We start from the raw sequence: 13,457 nt of genomic DNA, 5'->3' as shown, positions 1-13,457 counted from the left end.
CATGGTGATCGACCAGGGCACGCGTTCCACCGTCGCCGACCGGGGCGCTCCGTCCGACCGCGGGCTCGTCCCGGGCCGGGCGCTCCGCCCGCACACGAAGGTGCTGCCGGAGCACGCCCGGGGGCACAACCGTTCGCTCGTGCTCCAGTCGCTGTACCGGTCGGGGAGGGTCAGCCGTGCCGATCTCGCCCGCACGACAGGCCTCACCCGCGTCACCATCTCCGACCTGATCGGCGAGCTGATCGCCGAAGGCCTCGTCGTCGAACTCGGCCAGCGCGACGACGCCCGCCCCGGAAAGCCGGCCGTGCTGCTCGACGTGAACCGCGGAGCGACCCAGATCATCGGCGTCGACCTGAGCGAGCACGCCGTGTTCCGCGGTGCCGTCCTCGACATGGACGGCCGCATCCTGAGCGCCGTCGAAGTCGAGCTGGCCGGCAGCCGGGGCGAGGAGGCGACCGAGAAGGTCCTCGGACTGGTCGACCGCCTCGTCGCCGCGACGACCGCACCCGTGCTGGGCATCGGGATCGGATCCCCGGGCATTGTGGATGCCGAGGGTACCGTCGCCGCCGCCCCGAACCTGGGGTGGGTCGACGAACCGCTGCAGCGCCGGGTCGCCGAGCGGACGGGCCTGCCGGTATTCGTGGCGAACGACGCCAACGTCGCGGTGCTCGCCGAGCACGGGTTCGCCGACGCGCAGGGCGACATGATGCTGGTGAAGGTCGGGCACGGCGTCGGTTCCGGCCTGCTGGTCGCCGGCGCCCTCGTCTTCGGAAGTCGGTTCGCCGCGGGCGAGATCGGCCAGGTCATGGTCGGCACCGACGGCGACCCCGACGCTCCGTACGACCGGGAGCGGTGCTTGGAGGCCTGGCTCGCCGTCCCACGACTCGAGTCGCGTGTCGCCGCAGCGGAGGCGGCCGGTGAGTCCGCTGCACCCGTGCTGCGCGAGGCAGGCCAGCGTCTCGGCGTCGCCCTCGCACCCATCGTCGGCGCGCTCAACCTCTCCGAGGTGGTGCTGAGCGGCCCGGAGGACCTCATCGACGGGGTCCTCCTGGAGGCCGTCGGCCAGACGCTGCGGAACCGCACGATGGCGGGGTTCCATTCCGGCGTCACCATCCGGATGACGAGCCTGGGCCGCGACATCGTCCTCCGTGGCTGCGTGGTGATGGTGCTCTCGGCGCAGCTGGGGGTGTCCTGATGACGCTGGTCGCGGAGCCGGAGGTCCGCGCCGAGGTCCGCGCCGAGCTCCCGGTGCGGCTGGGCTTCGCTCCCGGCGTGCGGGAGTCGCTCGCACGCTTCCAGGGCCGTTGCACGGTGGTACGCCTCGCAACGCTCGACAATGACGTACTGGGCGTGCCGCGCTGGTACACCCTTCAGGAGGCGTGGGCCGAGCCGGGAAGCCCGGTCGCCCAGCTCTGGGGCGGCAATCCGGTCGTCTCGGTCGGCCCGGCGGACGACCCGGAGCTCGTGCTCGCCACGGGCACCCCGGTGGTCGTGGTCGGCGCCGACAACGCCGCCGCGTGGTGGACGCGACAGGTGGTGGATGCGGTGAGGGCGACCTGCCGCTCCGTCCTGGTGGTCGACATGGGCGCGCGCCCGGACCCGTCGTACGCCGACATCGCGACGTTCGGCCACGACCGGAGGCGCGGCGCCGCGCTGCTGACGCTGCTCACCGCATCCTGAACACTCCTCGTGCTCAGCCCGCCCAGCTGATGCCGAGCGCCGACCGGAGCGCGTATTGCGCCGCACCGCGGTACGGCTGGTCCTGAGCGACGCGGGCGTAGCGGAAGCTGAGCGGCATGGCCGCCTTCACCGGGTGCCGTGCCGCCTCCGCCCGCAGGTGTCCGATGAACTCCGGGCCGAGCCGGGGCGCAGCGCCGCCGACGACGATGTTCGGCACATCCAGCGCCGCGCCGACCAGCAGCAGCGCCCGGGCGAGGACGCGCGCGCCGTCGGCGATCCGCCGGCGGGAGTCGGGAGTGGCGGCCAGGGCAGCCAGGTCGAGGGCTTCCAGGTCGGTCCCGTGGGGGAGCCCGAGCAGACTGGTCACCGACACGACCTCCTCCAGGCACCCACGGTTGCCGCACGCGCACAGCGGGGCTTCGGCGCCGAACAGGACGGGGACGTGGCCGATCTCGCCCGCCCGGTGCGATGCCCCCGCGACGACCTCGCCGTCGATGATGACGGCCGCCCCGACGCCCGTGCTGAGCGACACGAAGAGCTGGCTCGCGCCGAAGTCGTCCACGGCGGAGTCGTCTGCGGCCGTGGAGTCGGCGATCGCCTCCGCGTCGGCGTCGTTGATGAGGTGGATGGGCGCAGCCACGATGCCGGAGAGTTCGCGCCCGAGGTCGACGTCCGTCCAGCCGAGCTGCACCGACTCGCGGATGAGAGGCCCGTCGGCGATGCCGGGGACCTGCACGCCGACGGCGACGATGCGTGCCGAGGTCGCGGCGACGAGCTTGCGCACGACCACGCGCACGTCCTCCAGGGAGCCCGGTGTCGCCGGGCGCTGCGCCGCGGTCACCACCTCGTCTCCGAGCAGGTCGACGACCGCGCCGCGCACCAGGCCCGGCTGAACGATCAGCGACAGCAGCACGTGGTTCTCGGCCGCCACCCGGAGGGTGGTGGCGCGCTTGCCGCCCGTGCTCTCCGCCAGCTGCCCCTCGGTGACGAGCCCGTCGGCGATGAGCCCGGCGAGCAGCGACGAGACGGTCGCGCTGGTGAGTCCCGTGCGCCGGGCGATGCCCGCGCGGGTCGCCGTCCCGTTGCCGGTCAGCACCAGTTGCAGGGCGGTCGTGAGGTTCCGTTCCCGGACGGCGGCCTGCGTCGCCTTGCCGTGCTCCTCAGCCACTGCTGCTCCCGCCGTGTCGTTGCGACCGACCCTAACAAACCAGAACCTAGCAAAAAGGCCCTCTGACCGGGATGATTCCTGGTCAGAGGGCCTTGCATTGGTTGCGGGGACAGGATTTGAACCTGCGACCTCTGGGTTATGAGCCCAGCGAGCTACCGAACTGCTCCACCCCGCGGCACAAGAATTGACTCTAGCACGGGATCGGGACGGGGTGAAATCGAAACACGACGCTGAGCCGTTCCGCCGTGTGAACCGGTCGTCCTACTAGAGTCAGTCCCAGATAAGGGGATGCGATGGCGAATGCCGTGACGAAGTTCCGGGTGGTTGTGGTCGAGGACGACCCGGACGTGGCCTTCTTCATGAAGACGATTCTGGAGAAACGTGCCGATGCGGTGGCGATCGCGGTAACCGATCCGTCCGTCGCCCTGGCCCGGATCGCGGAGTTCGAACCGGACCTGGTCATCACCGACATCGAGATGCCGGGGATCTCGGGCCTCGAGCTGTTGAAGGAGCTGCGCAGCCAGTATCCGGGGATGCCGGTCGTGGTGATGACGGCGCACGTTTCCGTGGACTACGCGGTCTCCGCGCTGCGCGCTCAGGCGGACGAGTTCCTCACCAAGCCGATCGCCTCCGCCGAGCTTGTCGCCATCGTGAACCGGCTGGCCGCCGAAGGCCGGGTCAAGCGCTCGGTGCAGCGGCAGCAGGTCGTGCTGGCCGTCGGCGCGCATCCCGACGACGTCGAGATCGGTGTCGGCGGCATCCTCGCGGCACACCGCGACGCAGGCAACCAGGTGGTCATCCTCACCATGTCGCGCGGCGCGCGCGGCGGGGATGCGAACGACCGGCAGCACGAGTCCCTCGCGTCCGCCGAGCTTCTGGGTGCTCGGCTGTTCCTGGAGGACCTCCACGACACGCAGATCTCCGCCGCGGATCCGACGGTCGGGATCATCGAGCGCGTGGTCGCCGAGATCCAGCCGGACATCGTCTACACGCACTCCGCGCACGACCGGCACCAGGACCACCGGGCCGTCCACGCCGCGACGGATGTCGCCACCCGCTCGGTACGAACGGTCTGCTGCTACCAGAGCCCCTCGGCGACGATCGACTTCCGGCCCACCCGTTTCGTGCCGATCGACGGCTTCACCGAGACGAAGCTCCAGCTGATCGACTGCTTCCGGTCGCAGACCGAGCTGCGCGCCTACCTGGAGCCCGACTTCGTGCTCGCCACAGCGCGTTACTGGTCGCGCTTCGGCGGCGGCAAGAGCTGTGAACCCCTCGAGGTGATCCGCGACACCGCGGACATCTCGATGCCCGCCTCCTCGCTCGATGTGTCGGCCCGGCTCTCCGGCGCCCGACTGAATAGGACAGCCGAATGACCGACACCACACGAACCCGCGTCCTGGTCACGGGCGCGGGCGGCCCCGCAGGCGTGGCCGTGATCCGTTCCTTGCTCGCCCGCGCAGACGTGGACGTCTTCGCCGGCGACATGGACGGCTGGGCGAGCGGGCTGTACCTGGTCCCCGAGGACCGCCGGCGCATCCTGCCGCCCGGACGCTCCGAGGGGTTCGTGGACGCGCTGATCGGGATGAGCCGCGACGACGGCATCGACGTGCTGTTCTCGACGGTGGATGTCGAGCTGCCCGGCCTCGCCGCGCGCCGCGACGAATTGGAGGCCGTCGGCACCAAGCTCGCTGCCCCGTCGCACGAGACGCTGGTGACCTGCCTCGACAAGTTCGCCCTGGTGCAGCGGGTGGCCGGTCAGGCGCGCGTGCCGGTCACGCGACTGCTCGACCGGGACGGCGTCGGCGCCGACTGGACCTTCCCCGTCATCGTCAAACCGCGCTCCGGCGCCGGCTCGCGCGGCGTCCGGCTGATCCCGGACCGCGGCACGCTGGAGGCGCTCGGCACCGACGAGAGCATCATCATCCAGGAGAACCTGCCGGGCGAGGAGTTCTCGGTGGACGTGCTCGCCGGCCTTACGGGCGACGTGATCGCCGCCGTTCCGCGATCCCGTGAACGCGTCGACTCCGGCGTCTCGATCGCCGGTCGCACCGTGCGCCGGCCCGAGCTGTCGGATACCGCCGCCGACGTCGCGCGCGCCATCGGCCTGACCGGCGTCGCGAACGTCCAGCTGCGCTACAGCACCGACGGCGTCCCCGCGCTGCTCGAGGTGAACCCGCGCTTCCCCGGGGCGATGCCGCTGACCATCGCCTCGGGGGTGGACATGCCGTCGCTGCTGCTCGACCTCGTGCTCGGCCGGCCGGTCCCGTCGGCGGTCGACTTCGAGGAGCTGGCGAACGTGCGCTTCCTCGAGGATGTCTTCCTGCGTCCGGGCGATGTGCTCGTCTCCGAGAACGCCGCGCACTCGGAGGGTCCCGAGGAGTGAGCGGAACGGAGGCCGACCGGCCGACCGGCCCGCTGGGCGACCTGCTGCTCGGCGACTTCCACGTCCACTCGACGTTCTCCGACGACGCACGGAGCACCCTGGCCGAGAACATCGCCGCGGCCTCCGCGGCCGGGCTCAGGACGGTGCGGCTGACCGACCATGTCCGCGCCTCGACCACCTGGGTGCCCGAGTTCCTCACCGCAGTGGCCGCGGAGCGCATCCCCGCGGGTTTGGCCATCGTGACCGGGGTGGAGGCCAAGCTGCTCGACGCCTCGGGCGCGGTGGACACACCGGCCGATCTGGTCGTCGGACCGGGTGGGGTGGATGCGGTCGTCATCGGCGACCACCAGTTCCCCGGCACGGACGGCCCGTGGTCTCCGCGCGCCACGCGCGAGCGACTGGACGCCGGCCTCTCCGACGACGACGCTCTCGACCTGCTTATCGAGTCGAGCATCCGGACGATGAGGGGGACGCCGCACGCGCAGCTCGCGCACTGGTTCTCCATCCTGCCCAAGGTGGGCCTGGACGAAGCGCAACTGGGCGACGAGCGCCTGCTCGCGTGGGCGCAGGCCGCCGCAGCGACCGGAACCATCGTCGAGGTCAACGAGAAGTGGGAGTGCCCCGGCCCGGCCGCGATCGCAGCCCTGCTGCGCGCCGGTGCGCGTATCGTTGCCTCCACCGACAGCCACCTCGCGACCGACGTCGGTCGCTACCAGCGCGTACCGGCGCTCCTCGACGCGGCAGCCGCCCTGGTCGGCGGCGAACGGGAGCCGACCTCGAGGGAGGGAGCGCGATGAGTCCCGTCGAACCGCCGACCGAGCTGCGCGAGCGCATCCAGGACGAACTGGAGCGCAACCGCCGGTGGGAGTACCGGCTGCCGCTCTACGGCGGCATCGCCCTGCTGATCTGCGCCGCGATCGTGGTCGTGCGGGTGGTGTTCCTGCATGTCTGAGCCGACGAGCGGCCTCCGCAGCAAGCGCGTGGTGATCGCGGACGACGACGACGACATCCGCGGGCTGATGACGATCGCCGCGAACCGCGCAGGAGTCGAGATCGTGGCCGCCGTCGACAACGGGACGGCCGCGCTCGACGCCGTCCGCAGCGGGGGCGTCGACCTGGCGGTCCTGGACATCTCGATGCCCGGCCTCAACGGGGTGCAGGTGGCGGAGGCGATCCGCGCCGACGAGCTGACCCGGTCGACGCTGATCCTGATGGTCTCCGCGTCCGTGCAGCTGCTGACCGACCACGGGGTGGTCGCCGACCGCTCGGACAGCTTCATCGTGAAGCCGTTCAGTCCGCGACTGCTGTCGATCCGCATCCGCGAGATGCTCGAACTGGGGGAGCCCGCATGACCCTCGACCGGTGGCTCAGCCGCATCCCGATCGACTCGCCGTCGGTCTTCATGAAGCAGGTGCCGACCATTCTCGGCTTCGCCATCGCGGCGATCATCGCAGCCGTGCCGAATGGCGTCCCCGTCAGCAACGGCCCGGTGTTCGTGGCGGGCATCGCACTCGTCGCGGTCGCGTCGATCTTGTCGTTCGTCATTCCGTGGCGGCGGGTGAACGCCGAGTGGACGGTCGTGGTGCCGACGCTGTCGTTGCTCGCCGTCGGCCTGCTCCGGATGGGGACCGGCGGGTCCGTTTCGCCGTTCGCGGTGCTGACCCTGCTTCCCTTCGTCTGGATCGCTTCGGAGTCCGGACGGATCAACATCCTCATCGCGTCGCTGACGACCTTCATCGTCCTGCTGGCGCCGCTGTTCTTCGGCGGGGGAGCCCGGACCGGTGGGGACATCGTCAGGGCCTTCTTCTCGCCGGTCATCTACCTGATCGTCGCTGTCGTCATCAACGAGATCGCGCATCGGATGCGGGTGCAACTGAAAGCCGCCCACGAGGCCGGGGAGAGGCAGGATGCGCTGCTGGCGAAGGCGGTCTCCTCCCAGGACGAGCTGGTGCTGAACGAGGCGCGCCTGAAGACCGCGAACCGTCTCATCCAGAGCATCTGGAACGCCGTCACGGAGCAGTCGGTCATCGGTACGAACCTCGACGGTCTGATCGACGTCTGGAATCCGGGGGCGGAGAAGATGCTCGGCCTCACCGAGAAGCAGGTGGTCGACGGCAAGCATCACGTCATCGACTTCCACCTCACGTCGGAGATCGAGCAGCGCCTCCAGGACATGGATGCCCGGTTCACGACGGTCTCGAGCATGGACAACTTCTCCGCCCTGGTGGACACCGTGCGTGCCGGCTCCGCGGACGTCCGCGACTGGACGTACATCCGCCCGGACGGCAAGCGTGTGGCGGTGCAGGTCGCGGCCACCCCACGGCTGGACGAGAACGGGCACCGCGTCGGCTTCATCTTCGTGGCGACCGACATGACCGAGGCACGCGAATTCGCCCGGCTGAAGGACGAGTTCGTCGGGCTGATCTCTCACGAGCTGCGGACCCCGCTCAGCTCGATCCTCGGCTATCTGGAACTGATGCGCGACGACGAGGACGCGCCCCTGTCCGAGGAACAGCTGCAGTACCTGAGCGTCGCCGAGCGGAATGCGCACCGCCTCCTGCGTCTGGTCGGCGATCTCCTGTTCACCGCCCAGGTGGAGTCCGGCCGGTTCCCGCTCGACATCAAGGATGTGGAGCTCGGCGGGGTCGTCTCTGCCTCGGTCGAGTCGGCCGGCCCGGTCGCGGCGAACGCCGGTGTCACGCTCGTCAGCGACGGCCCTGCGGAGCCGCTTGCGGTTCGCGGCGACCCGGTGCGTCTCGGGCAGGCGGTCGACAACCTCGTCTCCAACGCTCTCAAGTTCACGCCGTCCGGCGGGACGGTGACCGTCTCGCTGCGACGCGACGGAGAGCAGGTCGTGATCGCCGTCACGGACACGGGCATGGGCATCCCCGCCGTAGAGCTGAGTCAGCTGTCCCAGCGGTTCTTCCGCGCATCCACCGCGACGCGCAACGCCGTGCCCGGCGTCGGCCTGGGGCTGACCATCACGAAGGCCATCGTGACGGCGCACGGCGGTCGTCTCGACATCGCGAGCGAGGAGGGCGTCGGCACCTCGATCAGCATCGTTCTGCCAGTGGAGACGCCGCGGCCGGTGACCGAGGCGATCCCGCGCGCAGAGGTGGCACTGTGACGGACCGCCCCGCCGAACTCGCCATCGACGACCGCACGGTCGCCCTGGCGGTGGCGCAGTTCGCGCCGGGGGAGGACCGCGTCCACAACCGGGATGTCGTGGCCGGCCTGATCGCGGTCGCCGCGTCACGGGGCGCGCGACTCGTGGTGCTCCCGGAGTACTCCTCCTACTTCACCGACCCGCTCGGAGCATCGTTCGCCCGCAACGCCGAGACGCTCGATGGCGACTTCGTGGGCGCGCTCGCCGCGGCCGCGAGCGAGCACGCGGTGTTCGTGGTGGCCGGGCTGGTCGAGAAGACGACCCAGTCGCACAAGTTCTCGAACACCCTCGTCGCCGTGGACCCCGCCGGTGACGTCGTCGCGACCTATCGGAAGCAGCACCTGTACGACGCATTCGGCGCCCAGGAGTCGGAGTGGGTGGTGCCCGGAGATCTCGACGATCCGCAGACCTTCGAGGTGGACGGGATCGTGGTCGGGCTGCAGACCTGCTACGACCTGCGCTTCCCGGAGGTGACCCGCCGACTCGCGGACGCGGGTGCCGACCTCGTCGCGGTGCCGGCCGAGTGGGTCCGTGGGCCGTTGAAGGAGCACCACTGGACCACGCTGCTCGCGGCGCGCGCGATCGAGAACACACTGTACGTCGCGGCGGCGGACCACCCGCCCTCGATCGGCGTCGGTGCGAGCGCGGTGATCGACCCGATGGGGGTGACCCTCGCCGGGCTCGGCGAGACGACCGGTGTGGCGGTCGCCGAGGTCTCGTCGGCACGCATCCGGGAGGTGCGCGAACGCAACCCCGCGCTGCGCCTGCGACGGTACCGGGTCAGCCCGCTCTGAACCGCCCGCAACGCCTGCAACGCAGGCAGCGTCCGATCAGCGCGCGCTGATCGCCGCAAGCCGACGTGCAGCCTCCGCGAGCACATCGGTCCGTTTGCAGAACGCGAACCGGACCAGGGATGCCGTGCGCGCCGCATACTCGTCGCGTGCGAAGGCGCCTAACGGCACGGCGACCACGCCCGCGAGCTCGGGCAGCGTGCGGCACAGCTCCACCGCGTCTGGGAACCCCAGCGGCGCTGCGTCCGCGATGACGAAGTAGGTGCCGTCGGAGGGGAACACACCGAAGCCGGCGGCGCGCAGGCCGTCGGACAGCAGGTCGCGCTTGTGCGCCAGGGTGTCCGCAATCCCGGTGAAGTACGCGTCCGGAAGCCGGAGTCCCGCGGCGATCGCCGGCTGGAACGGCGCGCCGTTGACGTAGGTGAGGAACTGCTTCACCGCGAGCACCGCGGTGACCAGCTCGGGCGGCGCGGTCAGCCAGCCCACCTTCCACCCGGTCGTGTTGAACGTCTTGCCGCCGGAGGAGATGGCCACGGTCCGCGTGCGCGCGCCGGGGAGCGTTTCGATGGCGATGTGCGGTGGGCCGAAGGTCAGGTGCTCGTACACCGAATCGGTGACGATGATCGCGTCGTGCTGCTCAGCGAGTTCCACCACCAGCGCCAGCGTCTCCCGGTCGAGCACGGCGCCGGTGGGGTTGTGCGGGGTGTTGACCAGGATGACGCGGGTGCGGTCGGTGACGGTCGCGCGGAGCCGGTCCAGGTCCGGGCGGAAAGCCGGCGGCTCGAGCGGCACGGTCCTGTGCACTCCGCCCGCGAGGGCGATGATCGCGCCGTACTCGTCGTAGTACGGCTCGAACGTCACGACTTCGTCGCCCGGCTCCAGCAGGGCGAGCAGGGTCGCGGCGATGGCCTCGGTGGCGCCCGCCGTGATGAGCACCTCGCGGTCCGGGTCGAGCTCGATTCCATAGAACCGACGCTGGTGCTCGGCGACGGCCAGCCGCAGGTCGGGGATGCCGATGCCCGGCGGGTACTGGTTCGCACCGCCCCGGATCGCCGCGACCGCCGCCTCCAGGACTTCGGCCGGGCCGTCTTCGTCGGGGAAGCCCTGCCCGAGGTTGATGGCGCCGGTCTGCTGGGCCAGTTCACTCATCTCGGCGAAGATCGTCGGCCGGACGGAACCGTCGGCGCCGAGGAGGCCGGCACCACCCGCGGCCCGTCGCCACGCTCCAGGAATGGTCATAGGACCACGGTACGGCCTTACTCGCGGCGGACCCATCGGATACGTTGTGGAGAGTCATCGACATGCAGAAGGTCGCGCACAGCATCGGCAAATAAAACGCCCAGGTTCGCATCCCAAGCTGATCGTGCTTGGAAGGAGCAACACCATGACCGACACCCCGAACACCCCGGAGCCCGCGAAGCCCCAGCACGACGCCGACACCGACGCGGTCGTGGATGCTGCCGCCGGTCCCGAGCACACCCCGGCCGCCCCGACGGCGGCCCCTGAGACCCCGGCACAGCAGCCGACGGCCGAGCAGCCGACGGCGCAGCAGCCGACGGCGCAGCAGCCGACCGCAGAGCAGCCCACGGCGCAGCAGCCGACCGCAGAGCAGCAGCCGACCGTGCCGGTTCAGCCGGCCGCCGTGCCCAGCCAGCACACCCAGCCGACGCAGCCCGTGCAGCCGCAGCCGCAGCCGTACGGCCAGCCCTACGCTCAGCCGTACGCCCAGCAGCAGCCCCACTACGGCAACGGCTCCTTCGGCCACCCCGCAGGGTACGGTCAGCACCCGTACGCGCAGAACGGTCAGCAGCCGTACGCGACCGCGCCGGGCGCGACGACCACCGCGCCTGCCGGAAAGCCGGCCAAGCGCGGCAACAGCGGCCTCATCATCGCGACGCTCGCCATCGGCGCGCTGATCGGCGGAGTCGCAGGCGCCGGTGCGGGTGTCGGCATCTTCGCGGCCAACGAGCAGGGCAACGCCACGATCAAGACCGTCTCGGGCCCGCAGAACATCACGGTCAACGATGCTAACAACGCGAGCATCGTCACCGCCGTCGCCGCCAAGGCGTCGCCGAGCGTCGTCACGATCTCGGTGAGCGCCTCCAGCTCCGGCGGCACCGGTTCCGGCATCGTCCTCACGCAGGACGGCTACGTGCTCACCAACACGCACGTCGTGACCCTCGACGGCCAGGCCTCCAACGTCAACGTCACGGTGACGGACAACGACGGCAAGATCTACACCGCCAAGATCGTGGGCACCGACCCGACGACCGACCTCGCCGTCATCAAGCTCGACAAGGCCTCCGGCATGACCCCGATGAGCTGGGGCGACTCCAGCAAGCTGAACGTCGGCAGCACGACTGTCGCCATCGGCGCGCCGCTCGGTCTGTCCGGCACCGTCACCGACGGCATCGTCAGCGCGCTGAACCGCAGCATCAGCATCGCCTCGTCGGCCGCCCCGAAGGGCGACTCGAACAGCGGCGGCGGCAGCCAGAACCCGTTCAACTTCGATTTCCCCGACCAGGGCGGCTCCGGCTCGCAGCAGCAGCAGCCGCAGCAGAGCGCCGGAACGATCTCGCTCCCGGTTATCCAGACGGACGCCTCCATCAACCCCGGTAACTCGGGCGGTGCCCTGCTCAACAGCAAGGGCGAGCTGATCGGCGTGAACGTGGCGATCGCGAGCGCCGGAGGTTCCAGCACCGACGGTTCGCAGTCGGGCAGCATCGGTGTCGGCTTCGCCATCCCGTCCGACCTGGCGAAGCGGGTCTCGGACGAGATCATGAAGAACGGCTCCGCGACGCACGGCCTCCTCGGCGCGTCGGTGGCGGACGCCAGCAGCGACAGCAAGGCGACCACGGTCGGCGCTCTGATCAAGAGCGTGACCAGTGGGGGAGCCGCTTCCGGGGCCGGGCTGAAGGCCGGCGATGTCGTCGTCAACTTCAACGACACCCCGATCACCGACGCCACCGACCTGACCGCCCAGGTCCGCGCGCAGGCCGCAGGCGCCAAGGCGGACATCACCTACGTCCGCGACGGCCAGACCAAGACCGCGTCGGTCACCCTGGGCACCCTCCAGGCCCAGTAACGCGACTCGGGGTCACGAAGGCCGTCCCGCATCCGCGGGGCGGCCTTCCGCCGTACCGGGCGGCTGCGCGCTCCCGGGATCGTCGCAGGACCCGGCTGATAGGCTCGTCGCCGACCCGCTACACCGAAGGATCAGATGCCGGACGACACTGTGAACACCCTCCCGGGTGTCTCCTACGTGATGCCCGTCCTCAATGAGGCCACCCACGTCCGGGCCGCGGTCGACAGCCTCCTCGCGCAGGACTACACCGGGCCGTTCGAGGTCGCGATCGCCCTCGGGCCGAGCATCGACGGGACCACGGAGCTGGTCGAAGAACTCGCTTCGGTCGACGACCGCATCCGGGTCTTCGACAACGAGGTGGGGTCCACCCCGGCGGGGCTGAACCTCGCCATCCGCGAGTCGCGGTACCCGATCGTGATCCGGGTGGACGCGCACAGCGTCCTGCCGACCGAATACGCCCGCATCGCGGTGGAGACCATCGTCGAGACCGGTGCCGACAACGTCGGCGGCCTGATGGATGCGCAGGGCACGACCGACTTCGAGCGCGCTGTCGCCCGCGCGTACGGCAGCCGGGTGGGCCTCGGCGGCACCAAGCTGCATGTCGGGGGAGAAGCGGGGCCGGCTGAGACCGTCTATCTCGGCGTGTTCCGGCGCGACCGGTTGATCGAGGTCGGCCTCTTCGACGAGGAGATCAAGCGCGGCCAGGACTGGGAGCTCAACCGGCGCCTGCGCACCACCGGCGGGACGGTGTGGTTCACGCCCCGGTTGAAGGTCACCTACCGGCCACGCCCGAACCTGTACCGGCTCGCCCGGCAGTTCTTCTCGACCGGAATCTGGCGGGGCGAACTGGCACGACGCTTTCCCGCCTCGAACGGGCTCCGCTACTTCGCACCGCCGGTGATGGTTCTCGGCGTCGCCATCGGCAGCCTCCTGGGCATCGCCGGGATCGTCCAGGCGGCCCTCGGCGCGGCACCCTGGCTGCTCTGGGGCTTCGTCATCCCGCTGGGCTATGTGGTGATCGTCGTGGTGTCGGCGCTGCTGTGGGGGCGCCGCGACGGTTTTCGCCCGTTCCTGTGGTTTCTCGTAGTCTTGCCGTGCATCCATTTCAGCTGGGGGGTCGGCTTCATCCTCGGATTCCTGTCCCTCACCCGCAACATCACCGCCCACACGGGAAGGTAGGC

At 70.5% G+C, this 13,457-nt stretch carries 13 protein-coding genes and 1 tRNA gene; 11 read left to right on the top strand and 3 right to left on the bottom strand.

The window, feature by feature from the left end:
• Position 1: 1 nt before the first annotated feature.
• Positions 2–1,195, top strand: a complete 1,194-nt coding sequence (locus AB4079_RS14730; protein WP_441788058.1) for an ROK family transcriptional regulator — start codon at positions 2–4, stop codon at positions 1,193–1,195.
• The gene (locus AB4079_RS14725) at positions 1,195–1,680 is read left to right on the top strand and encodes a hypothetical protein (protein WP_441788057.1); all 486 of its coding nucleotides are present in this window, start codon (positions 1,195–1,197) and stop codon (positions 1,678–1,680) included. Before AB4079_RS14730 ends, AB4079_RS14725 begins: the two co-directional genes overlap by 1 nt.
• Positions 1,681–1,693: 13 nt before the next feature.
• Here the strand turns inward: AB4079_RS14725 and AB4079_RS14720 are convergent, their stop codons facing one another.
• Together AB4079_RS14720 and AB4079_RS14715 are read right to left on the bottom strand one after the other, a co-directional pair.
• The gene (locus AB4079_RS14720) at positions 1,694–2,848 is read right to left on the bottom strand and encodes an ROK family protein (protein ID WP_441788056.1); all 1,155 of its coding nucleotides are present in this window, start codon (positions 2,846–2,848) and stop codon (positions 1,694–1,696) included.
• Between the two features lie 98 nt (positions 2,849–2,946).
• Positions 2,947–3,023 (bottom strand) — tRNA-Met (locus tag AB4079_RS14715).
• Positions 3,024–3,141: 118 nt separating this feature from the next.
• On the opposite strand from AB4079_RS14715, the gene AB4079_RS14710 reads away from it, so the two are divergent.
• Genes AB4079_RS14710 through AB4079_RS14680 form a run of 7 tightly spaced genes read left to right on the top strand, consistent with a single transcriptional unit; the run spans position 3,142 to position 9,194 of the window.
• Positions 3,142–4,224, top strand: coding sequence for a response regulator (locus AB4079_RS14710; RefSeq protein WP_441788055.1), 1,083 nt, complete (start codon positions 3,142–3,144; stop codon positions 4,222–4,224).
• On the top strand, positions 4,221–5,234 hold the full coding sequence (locus AB4079_RS14705) for an ATP-grasp domain-containing protein (protein WP_441788054.1): 1,014 nt from the start codon (positions 4,221–4,223) through the stop codon (positions 5,232–5,234). The genes AB4079_RS14710 and AB4079_RS14705 overlap by 4 nt, the downstream gene beginning before the upstream one ends.
• Complete coding sequence (locus AB4079_RS14700; protein ID WP_441788053.1) at positions 5,231–6,031, top strand: PHP domain-containing protein; 801 nt, start codon at positions 5,231–5,233, stop codon at positions 6,029–6,031. Before AB4079_RS14705 ends, AB4079_RS14700 begins: the two co-directional genes overlap by 4 nt.
• A complete protein-coding gene (locus AB4079_RS14695; protein WP_441788052.1) occupies positions 6,028–6,186 on the top strand; it encodes a hypothetical protein in 159 nt (52 codons plus the stop codon). Before AB4079_RS14700 ends, AB4079_RS14695 begins: the two co-directional genes overlap by 4 nt.
• On the top strand, positions 6,179–6,586 hold the full coding sequence (locus AB4079_RS14690) for a response regulator (RefSeq protein ID WP_441788051.1): 408 nt from the start codon (positions 6,179–6,181) through the stop codon (positions 6,584–6,586). Before AB4079_RS14695 ends, AB4079_RS14690 begins: the two co-directional genes overlap by 8 nt.
• On the top strand, positions 6,583–8,361 hold the full coding sequence (locus AB4079_RS14685) for a sensor histidine kinase (protein ID WP_441788050.1): 1,779 nt from the start codon (positions 6,583–6,585) through the stop codon (positions 8,359–8,361). The genes AB4079_RS14690 and AB4079_RS14685 overlap by 4 nt, the downstream gene beginning before the upstream one ends.
• Complete coding sequence (locus AB4079_RS14680) at positions 8,358–9,194, top strand: carbon-nitrogen hydrolase family protein (protein ID WP_441788049.1); 837 nt, start codon at positions 8,358–8,360, stop codon at positions 9,192–9,194. The genes AB4079_RS14685 and AB4079_RS14680 overlap by 4 nt, the downstream gene beginning before the upstream one ends.
• A 36-nt stretch (positions 9,195–9,230) precedes the next feature.
• On the opposite strand, the gene AB4079_RS14675 is transcribed toward AB4079_RS14680, so the two are convergent.
• On the bottom strand, positions 9,231–10,430 hold the full coding sequence (locus tag AB4079_RS14675) for a pyridoxal phosphate-dependent aminotransferase (protein ID WP_441788048.1): 1,200 nt from the start codon (positions 10,428–10,430) through the stop codon (positions 9,231–9,233).
• Between the two features lie 145 nt (positions 10,431–10,575).
• Here AB4079_RS14675 and AB4079_RS14670 point away from each other — a divergent pair, with 145 nt between their 5' ends.
• Positions 10,576–12,276: a trypsin-like peptidase domain-containing protein gene (locus AB4079_RS14670; RefSeq protein ID WP_441788047.1), complete on the top strand. Its 1,701-nt coding sequence runs from the start codon at positions 10,576–10,578 to the stop codon at positions 12,274–12,276.
• 135 nt (positions 12,277–12,411) lie between these two features.
• Positions 12,412–13,455, top strand: coding sequence for a glycosyltransferase family 2 protein (locus AB4079_RS14665; protein ID WP_441788046.1), 1,044 nt, complete (start codon positions 12,412–12,414; stop codon positions 13,453–13,455).
• Positions 13,456–13,457: the final 2 nt, after the last annotated feature.

Origin of the sequence: Leifsonia sp. 2MCAF36 (genome assembly GCF_052115525.1) — a bacterium.
Classification (GTDB): Bacteria; Actinomycetota; Actinomycetes; order Actinomycetales; family Microbacteriaceae; genus Leifsonia.
Note: the sequence above shows the minus strand (reverse complement) of the source record. Positions and strands in the feature narration are given on the sequence as shown.